Source organism: Neptunomonas marina (genome assembly GCF_004005935.1).
In the GTDB taxonomy this organism is placed as follows: domain Bacteria; phylum Pseudomonadota; class Gammaproteobacteria; order Pseudomonadales; family Balneatricaceae; genus Neptunomonas; species Neptunomonas marina.
Window position 1 is genome coordinate 718,030 of record NZ_SACQ01000001.1, and the last position, 24,047, is coordinate 742,076.

A 24,047-nucleotide genomic window follows, 5' to 3' on the forward strand; every position below is an offset into this window, starting at 1 on the left:
TCACTAAAGGAAACTCTTGGCCTGAGAGGCAACATGAGAGAGCGCGTTGAGGTTTTTGATACCTCAGCCTTGTGGACCGTTCCTAACCGCGTGTTTGCTGCTCGGCTTACTCTAGTTGCAGGAGGGGGCGGTGGGGCGCGTAACGAACATGAATATGGGATAGCCGCATACGGGGGAAGTGGCGCTTATATTGTCGACCTACCTATTTCACTCACACCGGGTGAGGTTGTCGATATTCAGGTGGGTGATGCCGGAATTTCTAACTCCGAAAGCCCCGGGTTTTCTAATATCAATGTCTCGGGTGTTGATGGATCTAATTCCTCGGTGACCACACAGGCAAAAACATTCACTGTTTTTGGTGGAAAGGCTGGCCGAGTCCGCATGTCTACTTCACCAAAGGTTGGCATTGATGGCGATGGTGGAGAGCCCAACGGAATCGATGGGGAGTCCGGCAAGAAGATCGTCACGCCGGTTCATCGATATGGTTTCGGTGGATCTCCTAGCGTTCAGCCGGGAGCAGGTGTGGCGATACTCTCATGGTTAGAGGAGGCTAGCTAATGCGGCATGCACTGATTAATGGTGGAGTTGTAGTTTCTGTACAGCGATGTCCGCCCGATTACTTGGCTCACGCTCAGGAATTGTATGAAGCAGTTGTCCCCTTAGGGAGCTCACTCGCTGGCCCCAATTGGACATATGATAGCGTGAGTGGTGAGTTTGCCCCGCCACCTGAGGATATGTCGGCTCTTTCAGTCCCTGAAACGGTAACTCGTTTTCAAGCTAAAGCGTTACTTCATTTATCAGGCCACTTGCCCGCAGTTGAAGCATATATGGAAAGTCAGGATACCCCGTTTCTGACTAAGCTAGCGTGGCAAGAGGCGAGCTTTCATCGCAATAGCACGATGATCATCGAGATCGGATCTCAGCTTGGGCTTACGCCACAAGAGATTGATGAAATGTTTATTCAGGCCAGCGCAATCAGCTAATTACCAACCCACTGTTGTGAAACGGAGGAGAAAGATTCATGGCAATGACATATGAGGAGGCCGTTGCTAAAGGCCTTCGCGGCGGTGACATGTTCCGCGCAACGGGCGGTATCTCAAACGAAGATGTCAAAGCGTGGGAAGCAGCCAACCCCGGTAAGAAATACACTGACACAGACGGCCCTCTGACCCATGCAGAGTGGATCCGACTAGGGCACTTAGGTGGTTTGAAGACTGGAGCAAATGATCCAGAGACGATCAAAAAGGCGCGTGGCAATAAAACAAAATGGGTGTCTCCTACTGAACTCGAGAGCATCCCTTGGAACCCAACAAGTTACCAAGCTCCCCAGACAGGAAAAACAGGCGGAGTAAAACCTCCTAACCCTAGTAACGTCGCCGGTCAAACTCAAGCAAGCCCCACAGGCTCAGGCACTGGCAACGGCGGTATTCTTGCGTCACAGGTAGCGTCTGCTATCGCATCGTCTCAATCTGCCAGCCCTGCGAGCCAAACAAACAATAACGGATGGACGATTTCACCCACTGGTACACCATATCGACCTGTAACCAATACAGGTGGCCAGCAGGCTGGGCAGCCTACCAGCTCGTCTTCGGGCAATAGCTCTTCAAACCTACCGTCCTCGCAAGCAGGCAGCACGGGTACAGAAAGCGAGTATTCGATAGATCACCTCAATCGCATTACCGCGAGCGATAGCCCCTATATCCAAGCTGCAAAACAAAACGCGAAAGAGGCCGCTGCAGAGCGAGGGCTCCTGAACTCTGCAATTGCTGCGGGAGCGGGTGAGCGTGCTGCTATCGAGGCGGCTTCTCCGTTTGCGCTGCAAGATGGTGCATTCCGCCAAAATGCCGCACTTAATCATCAGCAGTTCCGAAATCAGGCGGAACTGGCTCGTTACAACAACCAACTGAGTATCGAGCGCAGTGCTTACGATGTAACGGCAAACACCCATGGAGAATATCTAGCGGCTGTTGAAGAGATTACTAAGCAGGCAACGATCTCTATCAACGAGATTGAAACGTCACCAAGCATAAAGCCTGAAGACAAAGAGGTAATGATTCAGAACACGATTGCGCGCCGTGATGCTGATTTGGCTTTTACTCGACAGCTCTACAGCAGCATGCCCACTTGGAATCTGTCATGGATCAACCTTTCAAATATGCCAGCCCCAGGAGTTAGCTAATGAGTTTTGATTTAGATATTCCCGTGCTATCCGATGGCAGTGGATCTGATTGGGATCTGTTCGACGGAGACGCTGCCAGTACGGATGGCTTCGACTTCTTCGAAACGGTCGGCGATTACGTGTCTAGCCCCGATTTTTGGAAAGGTGCAACCAGTGCTGGGCTTCAATACATGATGCAGCGCCAGCAAGCTAAGGATGAGAAGAAAGCAGCTGAACGCCGCTATCAACAGTCTTTAGCCCAAGCACCGACAAACGGTATTGGTACCTATTCAAGCCACAACCAATCACTCACAAACGGCCTCTTGGCCGGGGCTAGAAAGGTGTAGCTATGGATGGTGATGGTTTTGGATTTGGTCCGGGAGATGCCGATGCAGGCCTTGGACCAGGACAAGGTACGGGTTTTGGTACGCAGAACGATGGTGTCAGCAATGATGCGAGTGACAATGCGGGTATAGATGCCGCGACTGCTGCGCTTGGTGCTCCGGCGCCGGCACCTAGCCCAACCAGCCAAAGGGAATCGGCTAGACGAGGGGTTGAAGTAGGGCGCCGCTCTTCGATGGATACCATGAGCGCCTACGACATGAACCGTGAAATGGACGCCTACTCAGCGTTAGCAAGTGGCAATCTTGAGCAGGCAACGAATGCAGCTCAAGGCTTGTCATCAGCCCAGATTGAAGCAAGCGATATTTTGGGTGCGGGTGTTGATGCATACGGGAAAACTAATGCAAGCATGCTCGGTAAGGTCGGACAATTTGCGCTTGGTCTAACCGGACCATTTGGGGCACTAGCGAACTCTGCTCTAAATAATATGAAAGAGCGTGAGGCGCGCGAAGCCTTCGGAATAAGCCGCTCTAACACCCAACTAGCAAAAGACATCGGCAAAGATGCTCTAGCCAACATTGCTCTGGGTAAGGTTGGCAGCTTAGTTGGCGGTCTAGCGGGCAGAGGCGTCGCCTCGATCACTGGAAACAATGTGATTGGACAAGGTGTCGGCTTGCTCGCAAGTCGCGCCACTAAAGGGGCGATAAAAGGCGCTTTCAACGGCGATATCGAGGTTACCAATAAAGATATTTCCACAAATGATAACGCTGATAGCGGTTTACTTAGTTCCGCGATATCTAAGCCACCAAGCGACACTCGCCGAGATCCTTATCAAATGCAAAGTGCAGCGCCTGACACGCGACTAGCTAACTTCACTACTGGCTTTGATGAAGCCGAACAAGCCTTGAGGACTGTTTAATGAACGGACTGTTACAAAGCGCTCAACAGAAAAATACGCAACAACCTCCTCAAGCTGCGCCAAAGCAAGGACAAATGGATCCACGCCAGGTCTACGAAGGTTTGGTCTCTATGATGCTTGATTATTTGTACTCAGAGTCAGGTGTTCAAATGGTGCAGCAGAGTATGCAAATACAAGGGCAGCCTCACGAAAACATCGGGATGCTCGTTGCGCGTCTAATCCAACGGATGTTTATTACCGCCAAAACGCAAAAAGTACAGGTTCAGGCGAGCATCCTATTCAGCGCAGGTATGGAGCTGTCTCAGGCGGTCGCAGATATGTACCTAGAGAGCGGTGCTATCCCAAAAGAGCAAGGCCCAAAGATTGCAGAAGAAGCATTCTATAAGTCCATTGTGCGGTTGGCGCAGGAGACATCGACGGAGATATTTTCCCAACAAGAGCGGCAGGACTTCCAGCGACTAATGCAGAAACTGAAGCAGATGAAAACTAGCGGCCAGCAGCCTCAGCAAGCGCCATCGAACGGAGGTGTAATGTGAGTATCGGTGGACTTCTAGCAACGGCTTTGGTGGGCGGCGTCGCTGGTGTGGCGGAGGGGCAAGTCTCCCGCCGTAAAGAAGAGATGGCAGAGAAGAAAGCGCGTGCGCTGGAAATGCTTCGCCACAACAACAGCATGGCTGTAGCTCAGCAGCGCGAGCGCGGTGCTAATGAGAGGCTGACGAAGGAGCTAGCCTTTAGAGAGAGTGAGGGCGAAAAGGATCGTAAACAGCGAGGTATTCTGGCGTCAGTGAAAGCAGCGCAAACACCGGGACTTAAAGTTGGGCGCTATAAGCCAGTTACGCAAGACGATGGAAGCCAGAGCGTGTTGGATACTGCGACGGGGGAATTTATTAATCCGTCTGCCGCTGAAGGTGGAGCTATTTCGCCCGATCATATGGCGGCCGCGCATCAGTATGCAGAAGAAAAGATCAATCAGCAGGCTGGTTGGCTTTCAACGGATAAGAGCGACTTCGGTCAGTTTGGTGGAGATCGAGAGAAAGCTCGCGAGTTCTATGAGAACGAGTACTTTCAAAAAGCTGGTTTAAAGCAAAACGCTCTGCAGGCACTTCAAAGTAAATTCGGAGCAAAGTAAACAGCCCACAATAACCTGTCGTGAGACACGTATGAGCAGTTACCTAGACGATTTTAAGAAACAAAACCCCGGTGTCGAGAAGTACTCTGACGCGGAAATCATCTCCATTCTTCCTGATATTAACCCTTCATTAGCCGGCCTAAGTCATGAGGAACTTGTTACCTTCGCGACGACGCCAAAACCCACTGGGTTGTTGAGCAACGCAGTGGCTAGCTATCACTCTGTGATGGGAAATACCAAGCTCAACACCGCTGCGGAAAAGGCTTCCGATATCAATGACCCAAGCTTCGCGTCTTTGTCGACTCAGAAGCCTAGTACAAGCCTTTTCATGGGTATGACGGGCGATGAATTGAAGCGCAGATCGCTCGCTGCAACCGGCCAATTCCAAGAGTTGGATAAGGATCTTCAAACCACGCTTGATGATGCAGAGTATCACCAAAAGGAAGCGAGCAAAGCGGTACTGTCTCCGACCACTCAAAGGTTCCTGAAGGGAAGTGGCGAGGATGAATCATCGATAGTTGACGACTTCTTGGCTGACCCGTTCACGATTGTAACGGAGATTGGAGCAAGCTCTGCGTATGGGTCTTTGGAGGCTCTGGGCACTGGAGCGCTTATGAGTGCAGCAGGGCCTGTAGGTTTCGCGTTAGGCAGTGGACTTGGTTCTGCACGAGTTGAGTTTGCGGCCACTGTGGCCGAAGAGCTTCGCGAAAGCGGAATCGACTTAACGAACGCAGCGCGTTTCCGAGAGGCGCTTAGCGCGCGGCCTGAGCTGCTGACCAATGCGGTAAGTAAAGCTCGAAAAAGAGCAGCGGCAATCGGCACAGCAGATGCGTTAACAATGGGCTTGGCTTCCAAAAGTCTTGGCTTCGGAAAAGGTGTAACGAAGCAGTTAACCAATATGGCCACTCAGGGTGCCGTTCAGATTGGGGGCGGAGCTGCAGGGGAGGCCAGCGCACAGCTGGTTACTGACGGCCAGATCACAGATGGTCGAGCGATTGCGGCAGAGGCCGTGGGTGAGCTTGTAACGACGCCCATCGATGTCGCAGTTGCCACCCGTACTATACTTGATAATGCGTCTTCCAATATCAAAAGCGCCGGCGAAGAGGCTGCGGCAGCTGGGGGCGATGCTCTTGACCAGGCGTCTGCTAGGGCGGATACGGCCAGCCAAGAACTACCAAATGCCGTTGCGACATCCACTGAAATTCAGAAAGCACGAGAGCAAATTGATTCTGGCGCCCAAGACAGTGCAACGCTGATTCAAGAAGCCCCTGTGTTTGAAGAGCGGCCAACGGCGTCACATCGTGATATGTCTGGTATTGACGGCTTGATCATCGCGGCGGAGCGAATGGGCTTTGCTGATGAGGTGTCTACCTTGTCGACTGCCAAGCGTGTTTACCAGCGCGCTGCGAGGGCAAAGGCCGGCGGTAACGAGCGGCTTGCAGAAGCCATGTACCGTCGGGCAGATGATCTGTTTCGAAGTGCGACAGAGACCAACGAGCAAGTTCGAGAGGTGGCTAACCAGTTTCCTGCGCCTTATGTGAGTACTGGTGAGGTTGTCGGTGGTGAGCTTGCTAGCTCTGTAAAGACAGAGGGTGCAAAGGTAGGTGAAACCTATGATCAACCGCTAGAGGTCGGTGTTGATGTGGGTGCTACTCCAGAAAGCGCAGCGTTATTGCCTGATGCTTCTCTTGAAGTGCCTGATAATGGTTTGGCACCCAGCCAACAAGACAGCAGCATTGATCCTGAATATACTTCTGAAGCGAAGAAAACGTTTTGGGAGGAGTTTAATAATGGCGCACTTCGACGCGGACCCGGAAACAGTCGAGAGGCTCAAAAAGCTTGGGTGGAAGAAAGAATCACCGCTGGACATGGATTTGACCGGGGCAGACCACGAGTTCTCGCCGGAACTCCTGGCGGAGGTAGAGAAACTCTGTTCTTTGGAGGCGAAGTCGCAGGGTTCCGAGGAATCGTCACCGACGGACAAGTAACACGAAATAAAGCAGGCCAAGAGGTGTTTACTCTTAGAGTAATACCTCCTGAACTGATGCAGAAAGGCGCTACTGAAAGCGCGTCCATTTTAACGGTATCTCTCAAAAATACCGGCAACAACGAATATGAGGTTGGCGTTCTTGGACCTGTTGAAGGCGGCGCGGCGGCTCAAGCTCTGGCCGGTACGGAATACTTAAGCGACACTGGCAAAACCAGTCCTCAGGGACTGAAATACCTCAAGCTCAATATCGGCAATACTGCGACCAAGTCCTTCCTATCTGAGGCTGTGCGCCGCTTGGCCATGCACAATGGCAAAGCCCCTAATGCTGTTATTTACTCTGCGCATGATACAGGTGCACGCGCTGGCGACGACACAGTACGCAAATTCAATAGAGATACTATCGAGAGTCGGTTTAGTCGAACGCCCGAGACTCAAACTCTCATCGACTCCATTAAGTCTCTCCATCCTGAGGTAAAGCTCAGCGTAATGGAAAGCGATACTCAACTCGAAGTCTCTAAGATAGAAGTGCCTCCAGAGCTACGTTCCAAAGGTATTGGATCGGCAGTTATGGAACAGATTATCAGCCACGCAGATAAGCAGCAGAAAACTCTCGTTCTCACACCATCATCTGATTTTGGCGGCAATAAAGCGAAGTTAACAGCATGGTATAAGCGGTTGGGGTTCGTGGAGAATAAGGGCCGAAATCGTGATTACGAAATAAGCGAGAGTATGTATCGGCCTGTTGGTGCTGCGAGTTTTTCACGGTCTGGTGCTTCGCGTAATACAAACACGCCGATCTCGCGTGATCAAGTAGATGCGATTGCCGTTCGTATTACCGCTGACTGGGCGAATGCTCCCGAAATGATAACCGTTGCGACGGATCGCGAGCTTCCTGCGGATCTTCAAGCCACCATAGATGAGCAAAACGCACGTAACCAAATAGATGGCGTATTCCATAATGGCCGGTTTTACCTCGTAGCTGACAAGATTCGGACTGAAGCCGACGTGGAACGTATTGTACTGCACGAAGCGCTTGGTCACTACGGATTACGGCAGCTCTATGGTAGCGCGCTTGAATTCCATATGGATCGTCTTTTTGAACAAGTGGGCGGCTACTCTGGTATTCAGCAGTTAGGCCAGAAGTATGGTTTCGACCTTTCAGGCTATTGGGATAACAGCAGCGGTATGAGCATAGCAGAGCGTCGCCAAATGATGGCTGATGAGCTCGTCGCGCATATCGCTGGGACCGGTAAAGTCGCCCCAGACTTGATTCAGCGGATCGCGCATATCATTCGCCGCGGCCTTCGCAAGGTGATGTCTGGTACTCGGTTTGCCGAGTCGCTCGATACCATGACCGACGTGGAGATTCTGCGAGTCGTCGCTGCTGCTCGAAAAGCGGTTGTTAAAGGTGAAGCGCGAATTACTACACTGACTCATGACCCTCGCTTTATCAAAACCTTTGAAGATGCAATGTATGGCGAGCCAGCTTCCAATGACGCTGAAGTTCCAAGTACTCCATCAAATGCTGCTGAAGACAGTAAGCCAAGCACCGCAGGAGACTTGCACGGGGGGGCACTCGACGACTACCAAGCAAAGCGTTCGGCACACAACTTCTCTGAGGCACGGTTAGCTGTGAAAGACTTCCAGGGGAGTGTTTTAGTTAATGAAGAAACACAAATGGAGGCCGTGGTATCTCGCAACACGCTCGACAAAATGTTGAGCCGCAAAGCTGTTACAAAATCAGAGAGCCCAGCTGGTCATTCAATGGCGGTTGCTAACGCGGATCACTTGTTCGAAAAGGCTGTTTTGGGCTGGTCAAAGGCTGACAGTAAAGGTGAGGCTAGCATCAAAGCAATTCATCGTTACTTTGCGCCATTTGTGGTTGATGGAAAAGCGAGCATTGTAAAACTCACGGTTAAGGAAACCGCTCGTTCAGGACAAAATAATCCTCTTTACTCTCTTGAGTCTGTGGAGCTAAACGAAAAAACCTCTGCAGCTTGGTGGGTTGAGACAGTCGCTAAAGCCGATGGCATTAACCTGGATTCAATCCGCTCTGCAGAGGCCATTTACAGTCTAGCGAACGCTGTTGAAGAGTACAATCAAGATACGCGATTCTCTCGCACTCAAACTCCGCTAGATGACGGCTTCAGTGCACCTGAGGAAACAATATCTCGCCAAGCTATTTCTTGGATCGCGGATAAGTTTCATGTGCTTAAAAAGCTACAGGCTGATATCGAGTCTTCTGGTGGCAGTATCTCTGAACAATCTGATGCGTATCTAGCGGAGGAGCTATTCCACGGTAAGGCAGAGAACGATCTGCGGCTTATGCGAGATACCTACATCGAACCTCTCGCGAAGCAGATGGTGAAGCTGGGTATTACGCAAGAGCAGCTCGACCAATACTTGTACGCCAAGCATGCACCAGAGCGAAACGCGCATATTGCCAGCATTAACCCTGATCTCCCGGATGGCGGTTCTGGGATGACTAATGCAGAAGCGGCTGACGTTCTTCGTACCGTTGAAGCAGATGGTAAACAAGCGGATTACGAAAAGCTGGCCACCATTGTTTATGATTTGCTGGAGTCTCGCCGCTACGAAATCCGAGAGAATGGCTTGGAAGATACCGGCCTGATCGATGCGTGGGAAAGCAAATACGAGCATTATGTTCCGCTCAAAGGCTTTGCTGTCGATGAGCAGCAAGAAGGACTACCTCGCAGCGGCAAGGGCTTTACGATAGGTGGGAAGGAGTCAAAGCGTGCGCTCGGACGTAAATCACAAGCTGCCAGCCCTTCCTCATATGCAATACAAGACTTGACCGAAACGTTGATTCGTAAGCGTAAGAACGAAGTCGGTAATGCTTTCCTCGCTCTGGTGGAAGAGAATCCGAACACTGACTATTGGCAAGTGTTTACCGACGACTCGCCAGAGATGGATCGACGCATTGTTCAAAGAACAGATCCTGAGACGGGCAACAAATACGAGGAGGTCGTTGAGCGGCCCATTCCCATGGCGATGCTGTCTGATCGTTACTTCAGCACTAAACGTGACGGCACTACATATTACATTAAGCTCGAAGATCCCCGCTTGATGAAGGCAATGAAGAACATTGGTCCTGATTCGAGTAACTTCTTCATACAAGGGCTGGCAAAAGTTAACCGGTTCCTATCGTCGGTAAATACATCATTTAACCCCGAATTTGTTGTAGGCAACTTCGCACGTGATATTCAAACGGCGGTACTTAATCTATCCGCAGAGCAGTCTCGAGCCGACGGTAAGATCCAAGGTGAGAAGATCGTCAAGCAGACCGTAAAGGATGTTCCTGTTGCGATGCGTTCGATCTATCGATCACTGCGTGGTAAAGCGTCTAAAAACGAGTGGGCCGCATACTTTGATGAGTTTCGCGAGGCAGGTGCTAAAACTGGCTACTTCGATATGAAGGATATCGATGGTCAGGCGGCCGATATCCAGCACCTAGTTGATATCGCGAAGGGCGGCGTGAAGGGAGGCTTTATAAAGTGGGGTGGTGCTACCTTAAAGCTAGTTGAAGACCTCAACCAATCGGTAGAAAACGCTGTACGCCTGAGTGCTTATGTCAATGCTCGTCGTGCTGGCGTCAGCAAAGCGAAAGCGGCGTCTTTGGCGAAGAACATGACAGTGAACTTTAACCGGCGCGGCGAGGCAGGTACTACGCTGAATGCGCTGTATATGTTTGCGAATGCATCGATACAGGGCAGCATGAACTTTGCTCGGACGATGGGTAGTTTGCGAGGCGAGAAAGGCGATCCTGTTTGGCAGCGATTGCATACTGCCCAGAAGATCAGTGCTGGCCTCATGGCAGGGTCGTTTGCGATTGCAATGGCTAACCGGGCGGGAGCAGGTGATGATGAGGATGGCGAAAACTGGTACGACAAAGTGCCGCAGTACGTTAAAGAGCGCAACCTAGTAATCATGAAGTCTCTCTTGGGTGGCGAGCAAGACGGCTCCTATTGGAAAATTCCTTTGCCTTACGGTTACAACATTTTCCATGTGTTTGGGACATCGGTTGAAGCAGCGGCTATTGGTGAAACCAGTGTGCCACGTGCTGCTGCAGATTTGATGTTGGCGACGCTAGGTAGCTTTTCGCCAATCGGTTTTCAGGATAGTAACTCCTTGAGCGTTGGCATCATGAAGAACGTTGCGCCCACTATCGCTAAGCCACTGGTAGATGTGGTCGCAAATGAGAACTTCATGGGCTCTTCCATCTATAACGAAAACTTTCCCTTCGGTACACCAAAGCCTGATAGCCACCTTTCACGACGTTCCACACCCGAGGGCTACAAAGCTATAGCTGAGTTCTTAAACGAGGTCTCCGGTGGTTCTCGTTGGCGCTCCGGTGCACTCGATATCAACCCTGATGTCATGCGGTATTTTGTAAATTTCGTTACGGGCGGTGCGGGTGCTTTCGTGGCTGATAAGCTTCCTGATAATGTCTATCGGGTTGCCAATGGCGTGGACCTCCCATTGCACAAAACGCTCTTTCTGCGTCGAGTGAACGGGCAGGTATTGCCGTATGCCGATCAATCAGCGTTCTATGATCGACGTAACGAAATAGGGCAAACGTATGCTGAATTTAAAGCGCTTAATGGGCGCGAAAGAGGGGCGTTTTATCGGGAAAATAGAGGGTTGATATCGCTGCGTCCGAAAGTGAAGCAAGTTGAGAAGCAGCTAAAGATGCTCAGAAAGAGACGTGATCTAATCTACGCAATGAACCTGTCTGCTGCTGAGCGAGATCGTCGCCTTAAAGCCGTCGAGCGAGACATGAAGAAGGTGGTAGATCAGTTTAACCTGGCATACCGCCGCGCTACTCAAAGCGTTCTATAATCCAAACCACAATGGGGCAAAAAATCGCTATCAATACTGCGGCCATAAATGGAAGTATGCCGAGTATTGATAAGCCGGCAAAGAACCGTTCCCCGGTTAGCCCATACAGCCCTACACAGACGATAGATGCAAGAAAACCGTTGGTAACGATATCACCTAGAATATCCTTATTTTCCGTCATGTTTCATGGCTCACTTTCCTAGTGTTCACATTAGGATACTCGGCTCTATGGTGAACGTATAGCGAACGGATAATTTGCTCTAGAGCCTTTAGGTTAACCTATCCAGGTAGGTCCACTTGCCGATAAAATTCCCATAGAGAAGAGGGTTACTCTTCTTTCAATATGTCCAAAAAGTTATTTGAGCCTGTCATTACCGTCTCTGGGGGAAGATTAAAGGGTGGATGTGAGTCTAAATCTACCAGCTTGATTGTGTACTTATCTATTTTCTGGTAGTGGACCACATACTCCGATGTCAGATCCCCGTTTGAATCTGTTTCGTAGTCAGGTATGCCTATATGGTAGTGATATAGATTATGTTTTTTGGCGTAGTCAACCTTTTTTTTCCATTGAGGGTCATCGGTTGGCACCAGAAAAGAGGGCTTATTTCGCCCTCTCAATGAGCTATCAAAGCCATTGGCTAAGAATTCTGATATGAAGATAGATATCTTATAACCGTCAGTATCCGGGTCATTGCGCTTTGAGGGCTTTACGCTAGATACTAGGTTCTGAAAGACTTTGAGAAAATGATTACTGAGAAGAACCTGATTCAACGTTAGCTTCCATTAGCGCACGCATAACCTGCTCAGGTGTCATGTTGCCTGATAAAGTCAATGCGGTAGAGGAGTCCTTGCCTTCTACAGCTTGCTGCATTCGTTGCAGATCAAACCTGTGCTTAGGTACCTGCTTACGTCTAGTAGCTGTTGTGCTTTGCATAAGTGATTCTAACTGATATGGATTTACTAAGTCAGTATATACCTGAAAAGCACATAAATCTAATTGATGTCGCACTGGGACCTCGCAAGCGTAAGAGTGCAGCGAAAAGAATACTCTTTAGGGACGCTTTCTGTGTTCACAAAGGGCCAACCAAGCTGGCTAAGCTAATGGTCGATGTAGACGCAGCATGAACAATATATGCGGGAAAATGACTTGAGGGTAGAGGAAGCGCTGTGTCAATGCGTAGGTTCGCAGATTGGTACTTTAGTGATTATTTCCGAGAGGCAATACTGTGAACATCCAACGCTGGATATCTGCAACTGGATTTATGCAGCTAGAAAAAACATTGATAAGATTTGATGTATTAGATGGTGACTTGCTGCGTCGTGCGTTCTTTTGGAACGTTTGGCCCGCATTGGTTCTGAATTTATCAGTTATCATCGTATGACTAGACATCATTACATGAAGAAATAAGCGAGGATTTGATGTGTAAATCGACCAGAAACGAGAAAGGCCCAAAGCAGCTGCAACTGCTTTGGGCTCAGATATCAAATTGATCCATAACGTGAGGACAACTGACATGAGCAGTCTAGCACAAACTTTAAGTCATAAAACCCAGAGTGAGTTGTCGGACCTCAGTCTGCTCGCTAGCCAAGGGGCTGCTATTGCTGTTGCGATTTCAGTAGACGAGTCGCTTGATGCTTTACCAAAAAAGACGTTAATTACTATTTTGTATGATCTTCACCAGAAATTTGAGCAGATAGAACAGCGCCTAGATGCTATCTGATACTGATTAGTTGAATAACTCGTAATAGTGGACTAATTTGAATTGAGTCTCAGCACTCATACATCCCGTTAAAGGCGCTCCTCGGAGCGCTTTTTTTATGTGGAAACGAAGCCGGTGCTGCTCGTAAGAGTGATAGAGAAGAACGATGGGAAACTATCGAATTCGCACTTACTTAAAAACTCATCGCACCACACAAGCATTACCTTGTCACACTCATCTCTGGTACCTGCTGCTAGCTTTGTACATAGCACTAGATAGGATGCAGGAGATTGTTCACTGCCACTTTGGTGTAGAGCGCTAATTTTACTGAAGACTATCGAGAGATATCTTGTACAAAGGATATCTTGTTGCCCTCGGGGTCAATTAGTTCTGCCATTTTTATCACATCTGGGTATTCCGTTATATCGCCAATTGGCAAGCTATGTGACGTACAGAGCCGATGTTGCTCTTCTATATCATTAACTGTGATAACTACAGTAGCAGAGCCCGCTCTTTCGGAATCAAAAGCAAGCTGAACCCAAGCTTCTTGGAGAATTTGCCATTCAGCAACACCCTCCATCGGGATAAGATCCGGCTCCCTCATAAAAAGACGAGTATAGAAGTTGAGAGCTTGATCAAATTCTTGAACTGAGATGATTGAGACTACACCGTTGATATTTTTATTAGTCATAATGCTTCCTTATAAAGGGCAGTTAATACATATAAATTTAGACTGCTAATAATGCACCTGCAGCCGAGGAAGCCGCAGGGCGATCCAGCATGTTTAGTCTTATGAACTCTCTTTTACCGCTTGTATAAGCTCGTCGAGTGAATTGTGTACTATATCTTCATTTTTAATTTTCCCAAGAGGGTTTATATCATGTATACCAACTTCATACTTTATTGAAGATTCGATAGCCATAATAGCGATTTTTATATTTTTTCTATCATTTATACAAAGAGGTGTGTTTCTTTCTGTATACGCATATAGTAACTTTCGAAGTCGGTACATTATGCGAACTGAATTACTATTTAATAAAAGGGCATTGTCGCTATCCCATTTATCAACTTGGTTCTTTAATGTTATTAAGTCATCTAGAGAAGCTTGGTTTTTCTCTAAAAGTTTTGCAAAGCTGGAAACATAGGAATATAAGGATGGGTATCTTTCTAATCTAGCCTCGAATAGCTTTGAAGCATACTGATGCTCAATTTCTTGTTTAAGCTTCTTTAACTCTACAGAAGATCTCCACCATGTGATTGAAAGCGAAACTATTAAAGATATGGAGCCAGCTAGCAAAGCTGCGATTATTTTATCACTCATATAATATCCTAATTAGACTGGCGCTAAATTAAGGTTTGAAATTAACAGCTGTTAAATTTATTTTTCGTCTACTTTTGCCGAATAAGTGATATTAATTGCCGGAGCCAGCATAAGACAAACATGACAATTTTTTTTCACTGCTTCTTCAGCAGCTTGCAAGATATCGGACTCAAAAAGTCCAGTGCCTTTTGCTACAAAGTGCAGATTAGCTGACTTATACAAGCGAGGCTCAGATTCAGTCAAAACAAAACTAATTTGGTTTTCTAGACTCTTAACTTCAAAACCGCGCTCCTGTAGTATCAAAACGACATCCGTTGCACTGCATGAGCCTAGAGCCGATAAAAGAACTTCTGTTGGGCAAAGCGCTTGGTTACTCGTAGCATCAATATCAAATGTAAAACCGCCTTGCGTCGAAACTTTAAAACGACAATCGCCGTCCCATTTTACTTTTATGCTCATACTTTCCTACTTTGTTTAAGGATTTCGCTTATTATTTATAGTGTGATTATGTTGCGGTTGAATACTAATTTTATTCTTCTGCTTTGTTGGGCTTGAAGAACTATAAGAATATTAAACTGATTATGCCTCGAAGACCTCCTCACCCAGCTTAGCTTCCTTGCTCTCTGCGTCAACAGCTTATGCGCACGCTCGTCACAAGCTACTTAAAGCAGTACTCACTCATATGCACCGGATCAAGGATTGCATGTTGACTTGTTGCTGTAAGGCAGAATAGGGGAAGTATTACCAAAAAGTCACGCAAATAGCGATATTGACGTTACCAGATGTGATGTCCTTATCTTCCGCCGTGTTTCATGGTCTACGTCTCGAGTGCTCGAGCAAGAGTACTCCGCTCCTGAGTGAGAGTATACCGAGCAGATAATTTATTCGAGATTGCTTGGTGTGTTCTTCGCAGACCAGTCTGTTTGCTGATGAAATTGATAATCAATAGGTACTGGCGCGAATAATTAAGCTGACGAATTCTTTTTTGGGGTTGCGCAGTTCTGCATCCAAGGAGTATCTGTGATAGAGGCTAAGGCCTGCAACGATCAGTATTAAAACGCAATGCCACCCGCTTATAGGTGGGTAAGTATTCGTAACGTCCCTATCACCAAATCGGCACCTTCTAGCTTTAACTTTTTAGGCTTCAGGGGTAGCCCCCTGAAACCTTCAAATAACTCGATCACCCAAATAGCCGAATGCGCCACCCGGCAAGCCCAGCCAATAAAGCACCCAATGCCACTAAACCGAAACCACCCAGTGCGGGAATCGCTTGGGCAGTGGTAGGAGCGACTGCCGATTGTCCTCCGCGAACGGGCCAAACAAAAAGGTTGCTAACGTCCTTAACGTCCTCGTCCTGGTAGCCGTTATCGGTACCGAAGTAAAATGCAAAAGTAGGAAGAGGAGCGTACTCCGTACCCGACCAGTACGTAAAGGATTGCATATTACTGAAAGGTCCGGTGTTTTGCAGACAGTGTGGATAAACACCAAAACAACTGTTATCTACCTCGTTTGGGTTTCCTAATGAGACATTAAACAGGTGGCCTAGCTCAGAGCCGGTACAACGGTAGCCATAGTTTTGACTACTGCCATCAACAAGTGAACAGCTTGCATCCGGTTGTGTGGTCTCTGGCTGACGCCAGTCGTTATAGCCTAAGTAACTTTGAGAGTTTAACACAGCAACCCAATCTTCCGCTTCGTACCAATTTAAACGTCCGTTATCCGCACAGATTTGGGCTTTACTCCGAGTGTTACCTGTTGAAGTACTTGGATCAAAAGCTTGCCAAAGGGCATTATTGGCATCGCAACTGGTTTTTACCAAGTTGGCGTCTTGAAGCCAAGTGATATTAAGAGTGGTGTCGTTGATCAGACCAGGGGAAGCTGGAGCTAATGCAGCATTAGCTGGAGCCACAGAAGACAGTGCAACAGCTGCACCCAGGGCTAAAAGTCCCTTTTTCATGATTTAATCCTAAGAGAAGATGTGTTTGATTTTCCTTGATTTTAACCAAATTGAGTTTTGTTGCAAAATCTATGTACTAAATACAAACGGTGCCGTGTTCAGAAACTGCCGTATTCATAAAAAGCAGGCAAGTAAATACATGGATGCAGCTTCATGCAGGGTGTCTTTCATGGCTGACCGCTAAACTGACTACACAATTTTCTGTAAAGAGCCCTAAAAAATCATTGGGGGTATGTTTGGGGGTTCTTTTTTGTTTATAAGATTTAAGTATTTGTAATAAAATGATTTTTGTTGCTGATTCAATCCCGCTAGGCTCCACCATATATCTACCTCTCAAGGTTATGATTTACTAACCGGACAAAAACTATTTTCCTATGAGAGCGGTACGCATTCATAAGGATTTGTAAGTCTCTTCGTGATGATTCTTATCAGAACTTTCCACCTATGATCTTTTCAGTAAATCGTATGTTTACCGGCTCATGTGGTAGCTCATGATTTTCAAGGTAGGATAAGTTAATACATATAAATTTAGACTACTAATAATGCACCTGCAGCCGAGGACGTCGCAGGGCGAATCCAGCATGTTTAGTCTTATGAGCTATCTTTTACCGCTTGTATAAGCTCGTCGAATGAATTGTGTACTATATCTTCATTTTTAATTTTCCCAAGAGGGTTTATATCATGTATACCAACTTCATACTTTATTGAAGGTTCGATATCTATAATGGCGCTCTTTATATTTTTTCTATCATTTATACAAAGAGGTGTGTTTCTTTCTGTATACGCATATAGTAACTTTCGAAGTCGGTACATTATGCGAACTGAATTGCTATTTAATAAAAGGGCATTATCGCTATCCCATGTATCAACTTGGTTCTTTAATGTTATTAAGTCATCTAGAGAAGCTTGGTTTTTCTCTAAGAGTTTTGCAAAGCTGGAAACATAGGAATATAAGGATGGGTACCTTTCTAATCTAGCCTCGAATAGCTTTGAAGCATACTGATGCTCAATTTCTTGTTTAAGCTTCTTTAACTCTACAGAAGATCTTCACCATGTGATTGAAAGCGAAACTATTAAAGATATGGAGCCAGCTAGCAAAACTGCGATTATTTTATCACTCATATAATATCCTAATTAGACTGGCGCTAAATTAAGGTTTTAAATTAACAGCTGTTAAATTTATTTTTCGTCTACTTTTGCCGAATAAGTGATATTAATTGCCGGAGCCAGCATAAGACAAACATGACAATTTTTTTTCACCGATTCTTCAGCAGCTTGCAAGATATCGGACTCAAAAAGTCCAGTGCCTTTTGCTACAAAGTGCAGATTAGCTGACTTATACAAGCGAGGCTCAGATTCAGTCAAAACAAAACTAATTTGGTTCTCTAGACTCTTAACTTCAAAACCGCGCTCCTGTAGTATCAAAACGACATCCGTTGCACTGCATGAGCCTAGAGCCGATAAAAGAACTTCTGTTGGGCAAAGCGCTTGGTTACTCGTAGCATCAATATCAAATGTAAAACCGCCTTGCGTCGAAGCTTTAAAACGACAATCGCCGTCCCATTTTACTTTTATACTCATACTTTCCTACTTTGTTTAAGGATTTCGCTTATTATTTATGGTGTGATTATGTTGCGGTTGAATATTAATTTTATTCTTCTGCTTTGTTGGGCGTGAAGAACTATGAGAATATTAAACTGATTATGCCTCGAAGACCTGCCTCACCCAGTTTAGCTTACTTGCTCTCTGCGTCGAACAGCTTATGCGCACGCTCGCCACTATCTTCCTAAAACAGTACTCGCTCATATGAACGGGATCAAGGCTTAATCATCAGCGGTTTCAGGCAAAGTAGGGCAGGGAGTTGCACTTGTTTGGTTATAATCAGTGTGACAGCCTCCAGAAGGAACCCTTTCCCCCCAAGACAACCCAAAATTCCTCTTGCATTTTCCGCAAAACCTTTTCCTAAATAGGTATAAAAACTGCAATCCTATCTAGGACTGGTTATTCACTGGGGGCTTATGGGTTGCCAATACCCACTAAAACCAATCTTGGCCACGAGTATCTGCATGGATATCCATGGTCGAGTGGTGCTTGTGGTCTAGCAGTCTCTTGGTATTCTTACGTCTCACTTTCAGGACATCTTAAATATAACTAAAGAAAGCGTCTGCAGATTGTAGGGTAGCGAGTCCAGCCCGCGCTTATAAAGGGCGACTTTTGACGTGCTTGTATGGTTAATTCCGTTCCATTTCCGGATAAATTGGAGGCCCACCCTCAATGGCCGTTGAGGGCCTTTATGCAGTAGCTCGATTGATTGTTGGCTCCTCTTTGAGAGACCGGTAACAAGTGGGAAGCACTGCATAACTCTATAGCAATAACTCGAACAGTCATTGGGGCCTCGAGCCCACATAGCAAAGCAGAGTCAGCTTATTATGGAAACTATGGAAAGCCAAATTGAGATCAACGTCGGCGTTGATGTCGGTAAGTCGCAACTGGATATTGTCCTTCATCCGCTCGATATCCATTTCTCTATACCTAACGAATCTAAAGCGATTCAAAAAGTTATACAAGTCCTATTAGAGCATCAGGTTAAACGTGTCGTTACGGAAGCTACCGGGCGCTATGAACATGCCTTTGTCTACGCTTGCGATAAAGCGGGAATTCCTGTTTCAGTGATCAACCCGATCAAGATACGCCGCTTTGCACAAGCCCTCGGCGTACTCGCTAAAACCGATAAAATAGATGCAGCAATAATTGCCAAGTTTGCTGCCACTATGAAACCGGATAGCAAGGCTCTACCCGATAAACAGTCGCGAATTATCAAAGACTTACTGATCAGAAGATCACAGCTATTAGAGATGCAGACAATGGAGAAAAATCGACTACAGATTATGCCCAAAGAACTTCATAGCTCTATCAAATCCATGTTGAAACATTTAGAACACCAGATCGACAAAGTCACTAAAAAAATCGATGATTTGGTGAGCCAGGTAAAGCACTGGCGACTCAAAACTGAAGTCCTCACCAGTGTGCCAGGTGTCGGTAAAGTCTTAGCTTATATCCTGCTCAGTGAGCTACCAGAGCTAGGTAGCTTAAACCGCAAAGAGATCGCGGCGCTCGTCGGTGTAGCACCTATGAATAAGGAAAGTGGTTCCTTCAATGGCAAACGACGAATACGTGGCGGCAGGCACCGGGTTAGAACTGTGATGTTTATGGCGATGCTGTCAGCCGTTCAATGTAACCCCGTTTTCAAAAGTTACTATGAACGTCTTAAGACTGCTGGGAAAATCCCTAAAGTGGCTATCGTTGCTTGCATGAGGAAGATGATCGTAATCTTAAACACAATGGTAAAAAATGAAGAGTTGTGGTGCCAGAAAACAGCTTAAAACAGTTGACTAAACACCACAGTCACTTGTTATGAACTAGGCTGACGCAAACTTCGAAAACCATAAAAATATAGTAAACCGGCGACAAACCAAATTAACCCTGCTGTAATGCTAAAGGCACTGACCATTTCTGGAAAAGCATAAGATGAAGGGATAGTCGCTAAACCTCTCAGCAAAGACAATCCTGAAATAGTTGCCAAGACAGGTTCAATGAATGGCAGCTTCTTTATAAAACCAGCGCCAGACATGGCAAATACGGCGCAGACTAAAAATAGGAATGAAATAATAAGGGTAGCCATTGGGGCTAATAGAGTTCCCTCAGTCGCCGACTGCACTATCTCAGGGGGGGCCATTTGCGCCTGATAGCATGATGGGCCCAAAAAAATACATGATAGGTGCGCTACCGCCGTAGCAATTGCAATTAATGCCCCTATGGACAATGCAAGAACTCCTTTTAAGTTCAATTGGTACTCCATTATTCTAAATAGCTTGTAACGCTATGCAGGTAGACAACATTCCAGCGACTGTAGGGATTAAGTGCCACGCTTTGTTAGACGTTATTTCGCAGGTGCGCCTGCTGAACCAGCAAGAATACCACCATCAATATTGATCTCTGTTCCTGTCAAATAGCCAGACTCATCTGAAGCCAACATTACAGCAACACAGGCTACTTCCTCGGGCAAGCCGAAGCGCCTAAGCGGTGTATCTTGAACAAAGGCGGCCATATTCGCCTCACGTTCGGGGCCATTACCCAGCATCGGTTCCCACATAGGTGTCAAAATTGCGGCAGGGTGAATAGAATTACACCGCACCTTTAAGTTCTGCTGTGCGCAGTACAAGGCAACGCTTTTAGTATGATTCCGCACAGCCGCTTTACTGGAAGCATAGGCAGCAGCAGTTGGAATACCAACAATACCAGAACGCGACGACATATTAATGATAGATCCCTTACCTGTGGCGCGCATGGCTTTGATGGCGTACTTACAGCCTAAAAATACCCCGTCGAGGTTTGTCTCATGCACCTTGCGCCAAGCATCCAAGGTCGCGTTTTCTGGGTCATGCGGGACGTAGCCTTCTTCAAAGCCAGTAGTTCCGGCATTGTTAACGACAATATCAAGCCGACCGTGTGCCCTGATTATTTCCTCTGTCAGTCTTTGCCAAGCACCTTCATGGCGAACATCCAACAAAGCAAAGCAAGCAAATTGACCGAGGGATGACGCTACTTGCTGCCCATTGTCGCTATCGATATCCGCTACATAAACAAAAGCGCCTTCCTCTGCAAAATGCCGAGCTATCGACTCACCAATTCCTTTGGCAGCGCCAGTGACCAAAGCAACTTTTCCTTGGAGTTTCAAAATTCTACCCTCTTAATGTCAAATTTTACCTGCAGCGATCTAGTGGAACGTATCTGCGGTTTGCCATCCTTTACTAGTTAGCTTAAACATCTCACCCTTACCGCCGAGACTTTTGACGAGACCGTGGGAAATTAGCTCCTCAAGTGCGTCCTCGTATTGCGCGAAATCTCTAGAGTCCTCGGAGCCAAGTGATTTCTTGCCAACTTGAATAGATCGATTTCCGATAGATCTTGGTTTAAGAATCGTACCACTCGTGCTTTCAGGCGCTGCCTTCAGAATCTCGATGGCTTCCGATGAAATGCTGTCTTCAGTTGTTCCCCCAATTATCGTTTGATTCTTTAGTTGATCTGAGAGCTGATCACGCTCCCGGCGCAAACTTTCGAGCTGGGCGGTCAGTTTTTCTTTTGCGTCTGCATCCTCTATCCTGCCTACTTCCTCATCGCGTTTAGCTCGCTCAATTAGCTCCTGCTCCTTAATCGCGAATAGCTCTGACCGCGATTGTTCGAGCTCCGTTTGTCGGATAGTTTTGCGGTGTTCCGCTTCCAGACGAAGATTGTCGATCAGCTCTGCCGGCTTTCTTGAGATGAGACCAAAGATTATATTGAATCCATTGAGCTGATGCGGCAATGAAGGCCCCCCTCTCCAAACTCTCAATGCGCCAGCATTCTGGTGGGAGTCGTGAATAATTATTCAAAGACCTTTGTTTTTTCTGGCTTTTAGACTTGTTTCCAAGCCCTTTAAACCAGCACAGCACCATGAGCTCAACGAAAATTTAAATGGTAAATTTTTGCTTTGACAAGCGGCAGGAAAAAATTCTGTGTACCCATATAGCCTTGAAAGGTATCCTTCGTAGAATCCAGCTTCCTGCTGCCAAGCATCGCTTACTTTGAGCGCATGCTCGTCACAATCCTCTTAAAACAATACCCGCTCATGTGAACAGGATCAAGGCTGTATGGATGCAAAACGCTGGTAGAAACTTTGCTAATGAAGAGACGTGTTACGAAATTGAGCGGCAGCAGTGACATAGGAGCGAGACCCCAAGGTGAGGGTCTCTTTACATAACTAAGTATTACTTCTTCAAGTGTTTGCGAGCACCTAACCCAATCAAACCGAGCAGGGGTACCATTGCCCACGCCGGTAGCACTGGAATAGCATTAGATGTAGCGGCAGATGAGTAGGCGATCATGTGCCCGAATAGTTGAGCAGATGATGCCTCCGCTCCAGCGCTGGCTGTGCTGCTGTCTTGCCAATCTGCACCAGTTAGAAACAACACACCTAACCCCTGAGATCTATATGCTAAGGAGGTTGTGCCTTCAGGTGTACGCTCACCTAGTGCTATTACGGTTCCGCCCTCGCCGGCTACTATATCGGCTAAATCACTACCACAGCTATCTTCAGAGTCAGGAACCGGAGTTATACCTCCGGTTGCAACCCAGAAAGGATCGCTGGCGTTCACGATAGTAGAGGGCATGATCATATCGCGGCAGTCGCCGGCGGAATCGTTGGTATATGACGTACCGTAGAGTTCGTTATAGACTGGTTCTGGATTGTTATACTCGGTAATAATAACGCCGCCATTGTTCAAGTAGCTTAGCCATTGAGCACCATTGCCTGCAATCGTCGCGTTTCTAGTTATGAGCAAGGCTTCTGTGTTGGAGTCCGGCGTACATCCCGTGATTTCGTTGTATGAATTAGGGCTGGTGTATACGTCTGACAAACTAGCATCTGACGTGCCACAAAGCATTAAATCTGGTCGTGGTGCGGCTTGTGAGTTTGTTGAAGCCATTGCCAAAACTGAGCAAAGAGATAGTGCTCCTATGCTTCTGTGCATGTTATTGATCTTCCTTAGCTTTATTAGAATTTTGGCAATTTAATCACACATTCTGTGCGGAAATAATGAGCGCCCCGCATTTTTTAGATCTAAATAGCTAAAAGTAAGTATTCGCACGGCTTAGGTTCGGACTACTAACGTAAAGAATATGGGTATGTGTGGGGGTGCTTTTTTGTTTTTTTGATATTTAAGTGTTTGTAATTAAATAATTTTTATTGCTAGTTTGATCCCGCTAGGCTCCACCATTATTACTTTTCTGTAACTTATTCTCGGTTCACTAGTAAAAAATAAGTTGTTGCCAATACGTTTCCTCCGATGGCTGTACCAGCAGTTACATGGCTCAAGGTATTCGTGATTTTATACTGCGAGTGACCTTTGCTAGCTTTTTTGGCTCTACGCTGGCTACATAGCTGCAGTACCAATTGAGTCGGACCAGCGCAAAGCTTATTATCCGGTCTCGATTTTTTGTATATGGGCGCTAATCATGGTGTTGTTCTTCCCCATCCAGCAAGAGTTGGACTGTATCAATCAAAGTGGCGAAATCCTTGGCAAGATCGTGTTCGATGCGGTTAAGGATGAGCACCTTTTCAAGATCGAAGATGGCTTAAGCACATTGTCGCCAGAAGATGAGGCGCTGATTGCTGTGCGCATTGCAGGCCTTAATGCGGGTGCTTTTATGATACCGATGCAGGATGATGACTAGCACCAAGTTTATCGAGTCACTGTGGCTGTATACCTTTTACCTATTCAATGCGCACGGCGCTGGGTTGGCTTGATCGTTTGTAAGTACCTCTTTTCAAAATAGATTTCAGGTGAACTAGGTTCAATGGTGGTTACGTATAGCAAGTATTGATTAACAGCTAGGCGAAACCCATGCATAGAATTAACCCGAAAAAGCTCCTGCACAGCAAATGGACCGCTGTGAAACCGGTCAATAAAGAGAAGCACTTTTTAGTCACTGAGGTCGAGTTTGATGAAGAGGGGCAGGTGGTGCATTGTTTGATCGAGGCGGTTATGTCTAAGCGTGAAATATCGATCGACTGGCGCTCCCTCAAAGATCAAGCTTATTGGCGTCAAGGTTGGAAGTAGTGCTTAACGTGTT

Annotated in this window: 22 protein-coding genes; 12 read left to right on the plus strand and 10 right to left on the minus strand. The window is 47.0% G+C overall.

The features are described 5' to 3' along the window. Positions 1–33: 33 nt before the first annotated feature. The 8 genes from EOE65_RS03430 to EOE65_RS03465 are packed head-to-tail and all read left to right on the plus strand — an operon-like array spanning position 34 to position 11,398. Positions 34–558 (plus strand): glycine-rich domain-containing protein, encoded by a 525-nt coding sequence (locus EOE65_RS03430; protein WP_127692888.1) that lies wholly within the window; start codon positions 34–36, stop codon positions 556–558. After that, the gene (locus EOE65_RS03435; RefSeq protein ID WP_127692889.1) at positions 558–983 is read left to right on the plus strand and encodes a hypothetical protein; all 426 of its coding nucleotides are present in this window, start codon (positions 558–560) and stop codon (positions 981–983) included. The genes EOE65_RS03430 and EOE65_RS03435 overlap by 1 nt, the downstream gene beginning before the upstream one ends. Before the next feature lie 38 nt (positions 984–1,021). After that, complete coding sequence (locus EOE65_RS03440; protein WP_127692890.1) at positions 1,022–2,179, plus strand: hypothetical protein; 1,158 nt, start codon at positions 1,022–1,024, stop codon at positions 2,177–2,179. Beyond that, positions 2,179–2,505: a hypothetical protein gene (locus EOE65_RS03445; RefSeq protein ID WP_127692891.1), complete on the plus strand. Its 327-nt coding sequence runs from the start codon at positions 2,179–2,181 to the stop codon at positions 2,503–2,505. Before EOE65_RS03440 ends, EOE65_RS03445 begins: the two co-directional genes overlap by 1 nt. Before the next feature lie 2 nt (positions 2,506–2,507). Continuing rightward, positions 2,508–3,419, plus strand: coding sequence for a hypothetical protein (locus EOE65_RS03450; RefSeq protein ID WP_127692892.1), 912 nt, complete (start codon positions 2,508–2,510; stop codon positions 3,417–3,419). Further along, positions 3,419–3,955, plus strand: coding sequence for a hypothetical protein (locus EOE65_RS03455; RefSeq protein ID WP_127692893.1), 537 nt, complete (start codon positions 3,419–3,421; stop codon positions 3,953–3,955). Before EOE65_RS03450 ends, EOE65_RS03455 begins: the two co-directional genes overlap by 1 nt. Continuing rightward, positions 3,952–4,548 carry a hypothetical protein gene (locus EOE65_RS03460; protein ID WP_127692894.1) on the plus strand — a complete coding sequence of 199 codons (597 nt, stop codon included), beginning with the start codon at positions 3,952–3,954 and terminating at the stop codon, positions 4,546–4,548. The genes EOE65_RS03455 and EOE65_RS03460 overlap by 4 nt, the downstream gene beginning before the upstream one ends. 31 nt (positions 4,549–4,579) lie before the next feature. Then, positions 4,580–11,398 (plus strand): LPD38 domain-containing protein, encoded by a 6,819-nt coding sequence (locus EOE65_RS03465; RefSeq protein ID WP_127692895.1) that lies wholly within the window; start codon positions 4,580–4,582, stop codon positions 11,396–11,398. Between the two features lie 748 nt (positions 11,399–12,146). Here EOE65_RS03465 and EOE65_RS03470 read toward each other — a convergent pair. Then, the gene (locus EOE65_RS03470; RefSeq protein ID WP_127692896.1) at positions 12,147–12,332 is read right to left on the minus strand and encodes a hypothetical protein; all 186 of its coding nucleotides are present in this window, start codon (positions 12,330–12,332) and stop codon (positions 12,147–12,149) included. A 580-nt stretch (positions 12,333–12,912) separates the two neighbouring features. Here EOE65_RS03470 and EOE65_RS03475 point away from each other — a divergent pair. After that, complete coding sequence (locus tag EOE65_RS03475; protein WP_127692897.1) at positions 12,913–13,119, plus strand: hypothetical protein; 207 nt, start codon at positions 12,913–12,915, stop codon at positions 13,117–13,119. A gap of 313 nt (positions 13,120–13,432) precedes the next feature. Here the strand turns inward: EOE65_RS03475 and EOE65_RS03480 are convergent, their stop codons facing one another. The 5 genes from EOE65_RS03480 to EOE65_RS03500 form a co-directional block, all read right to left on the minus strand. Next, on the minus strand, positions 13,433–13,789 hold the full coding sequence (locus EOE65_RS03480; protein ID WP_127692898.1) for a VOC family protein: 357 nt from the start codon (positions 13,787–13,789) through the stop codon (positions 13,433–13,435). A gap of 99 nt (positions 13,790–13,888) precedes the next feature. Further along, positions 13,889–14,419 carry a hypothetical protein gene (locus EOE65_RS03485; RefSeq protein WP_127692899.1) on the minus strand — a complete coding sequence of 177 codons (531 nt, stop codon included), beginning with the start codon at positions 14,417–14,419 and terminating at the stop codon, positions 13,889–13,891. Positions 14,420–14,476: 57 nt separating this feature from the next. Beyond that, positions 14,477–14,878, minus strand: coding sequence for an OsmC family protein (locus EOE65_RS03490; protein WP_127692900.1), 402 nt, complete (start codon positions 14,876–14,878; stop codon positions 14,477–14,479). 721 nt (positions 14,879–15,599) lie between these two features. Next, positions 15,600–16,376 (minus strand): Lcl C-terminal domain-containing protein, encoded by a 777-nt coding sequence (locus EOE65_RS03495; protein WP_127692901.1) that lies wholly within the window; start codon positions 16,374–16,376, stop codon positions 15,600–15,602. A 1,179-nt stretch (positions 16,377–17,555) separates the two neighbouring features. After that, complete coding sequence (locus tag EOE65_RS03500) at positions 17,556–17,957, minus strand: OsmC family protein (protein ID WP_127692902.1); 402 nt, start codon at positions 17,955–17,957, stop codon at positions 17,556–17,558. 848 nt (positions 17,958–18,805) lie between these two features. On the opposite strand from EOE65_RS03500, the gene EOE65_RS03505 reads away from it, so the two are divergent. After that, positions 18,806–19,759 (plus strand): IS110 family RNA-guided transposase, encoded by a 954-nt coding sequence (locus EOE65_RS03505; RefSeq protein WP_127692903.1) that lies wholly within the window; start codon positions 18,806–18,808, stop codon positions 19,757–19,759. Between the two features lie 29 nt (positions 19,760–19,788). On the opposite strand, the gene EOE65_RS03510 is transcribed toward EOE65_RS03505, so the two are convergent. The 4 genes from EOE65_RS03510 to EOE65_RS03525 all read right to left on the minus strand — a co-directional run bounded on the left by EOE65_RS03510 (position 19,789) and on the right by EOE65_RS03525 (position 22,831). Then, positions 19,789–20,223, minus strand: coding sequence for a hypothetical protein (locus tag EOE65_RS03510; protein ID WP_206052594.1), 435 nt, complete (start codon positions 20,221–20,223; stop codon positions 19,789–19,791). A gap of 93 nt (positions 20,224–20,316) precedes the next feature. Continuing rightward, entirely contained in the window at positions 20,317–21,114 is a 798-nt protein-coding gene (locus EOE65_RS03515; RefSeq protein WP_240656900.1) for a glucose 1-dehydrogenase, read from the minus strand. A 39-nt stretch (positions 21,115–21,153) separates the two neighbouring features. After that, entirely contained in the window at positions 21,154–21,741 is a 588-nt protein-coding gene (locus tag EOE65_RS03520) for a hypothetical protein (protein ID WP_127692906.1), read from the minus strand. Between the two features lie 442 nt (positions 21,742–22,183). Continuing rightward, positions 22,184–22,831, minus strand: a complete 648-nt coding sequence (locus EOE65_RS03525) for a hypothetical protein (protein ID WP_127692907.1) — start codon at positions 22,829–22,831, stop codon at positions 22,184–22,186. A gap of 598 nt (positions 22,832–23,429) precedes the next feature. On the opposite strand from EOE65_RS03525, the gene EOE65_RS03530 reads away from it, so the two are divergent. Together EOE65_RS03530 and EOE65_RS03535 are read left to right on the plus strand one after the other, a co-directional pair. Beyond that, positions 23,430–23,648, plus strand: coding sequence for a hypothetical protein (locus tag EOE65_RS03530; protein ID WP_127692908.1), 219 nt, complete (start codon positions 23,430–23,432; stop codon positions 23,646–23,648). A 170-nt stretch (positions 23,649–23,818) separates the two neighbouring features. Then, a complete protein-coding gene (locus EOE65_RS03535) occupies positions 23,819–24,034 on the plus strand; it encodes a TIGR02450 family Trp-rich protein (protein WP_127692909.1) in 216 nt (71 codons plus the stop codon). The last annotated feature ends 13 nt before the right edge of the window (positions 24,035–24,047 follow it).

What these genes read in the sequence shown, in the direction of transcription:
- EOE65_RS03430 (WP_127692888.1), top strand. Translation starts at nt 34, where the DNA reads ATGAGAGAGCGCGTTGAGGTTTTTGATACCTCAGCCTTGTGGACCGTT.
- EOE65_RS03435 (WP_127692889.1), top strand. Translation starts at nt 558, where the DNA reads ATGCGGCATGCACTGATTAATGGTGGAGTTGTAGTTTCTGTACAGCGA.
- EOE65_RS03440 (WP_127692890.1), top strand. Translation starts at nt 1,022, where the DNA reads ATGGCAATGACATATGAGGAGGCCGTTGCTAAAGGCCTTCGCGGCGGT.
- EOE65_RS03445 (WP_127692891.1), top strand. Translation starts at nt 2,179, where the DNA reads ATGAGTTTTGATTTAGATATTCCCGTGCTATCCGATGGCAGTGGATCT.
- EOE65_RS03450 (WP_127692892.1), top strand. Translation starts at nt 2,508, where the DNA reads ATGGATGGTGATGGTTTTGGATTTGGTCCGGGAGATGCCGATGCAGGC.
- EOE65_RS03455 (WP_127692893.1), top strand. Translation starts at nt 3,419, where the DNA reads ATGAACGGACTGTTACAAAGCGCTCAACAGAAAAATACGCAACAACCT.
- EOE65_RS03465 (WP_127692895.1), top strand. Translation starts at nt 4,580, where the DNA reads ATGAGCAGTTACCTAGACGATTTTAAGAAACAAAACCCCGGTGTCGAG.
- EOE65_RS03470 (WP_127692896.1), bottom strand. Translation starts at nt 12,332, where the DNA reads ATGCAAAGCACAACAGCTACTAGACGTAAGCAGGTACCTAAGCACAGG.
- EOE65_RS03475 (WP_127692897.1), top strand. Translation starts at nt 12,913, where the DNA reads ATGAGCAGTCTAGCACAAACTTTAAGTCATAAAACCCAGAGTGAGTTG.
- EOE65_RS03480 (WP_127692898.1), bottom strand. Translation starts at nt 13,789, where the DNA reads ATGACTAATAAAAATATCAACGGTGTAGTCTCAATCATCTCAGTTCAA.
- EOE65_RS03485 (WP_127692899.1), bottom strand. Translation starts at nt 14,419, where the DNA reads ATGAGTGATAAAATAATCGCAGCTTTGCTAGCTGGCTCCATATCTTTA.
- EOE65_RS03490 (WP_127692900.1), bottom strand. Translation starts at nt 14,878, where the DNA reads ATGAGCATAAAAGTAAAATGGGACGGCGATTGTCGTTTTAAAGTTTCG.
- EOE65_RS03495 (WP_127692901.1), bottom strand. Translation starts at nt 16,376, where the DNA reads ATGAAAAAGGGACTTTTAGCCCTGGGTGCAGCTGTTGCACTGTCTTCT.
- EOE65_RS03500 (WP_127692902.1), bottom strand. Translation starts at nt 17,957, where the DNA reads ATGAGTATAAAAGTAAAATGGGACGGCGATTGTCGTTTTAAAGCTTCG.
- EOE65_RS03505 (WP_127692903.1), top strand. Translation starts at nt 18,806, where the DNA reads ATGGAAACTATGGAAAGCCAAATTGAGATCAACGTCGGCGTTGATGTC.
- EOE65_RS03530 (WP_127692908.1), top strand. Translation starts at nt 23,430, where the DNA reads ATGGTGTTGTTCTTCCCCATCCAGCAAGAGTTGGACTGTATCAATCAA.
- EOE65_RS03535 (WP_127692909.1), top strand. Translation starts at nt 23,819, where the DNA reads ATGCATAGAATTAACCCGAAAAAGCTCCTGCACAGCAAATGGACCGCT.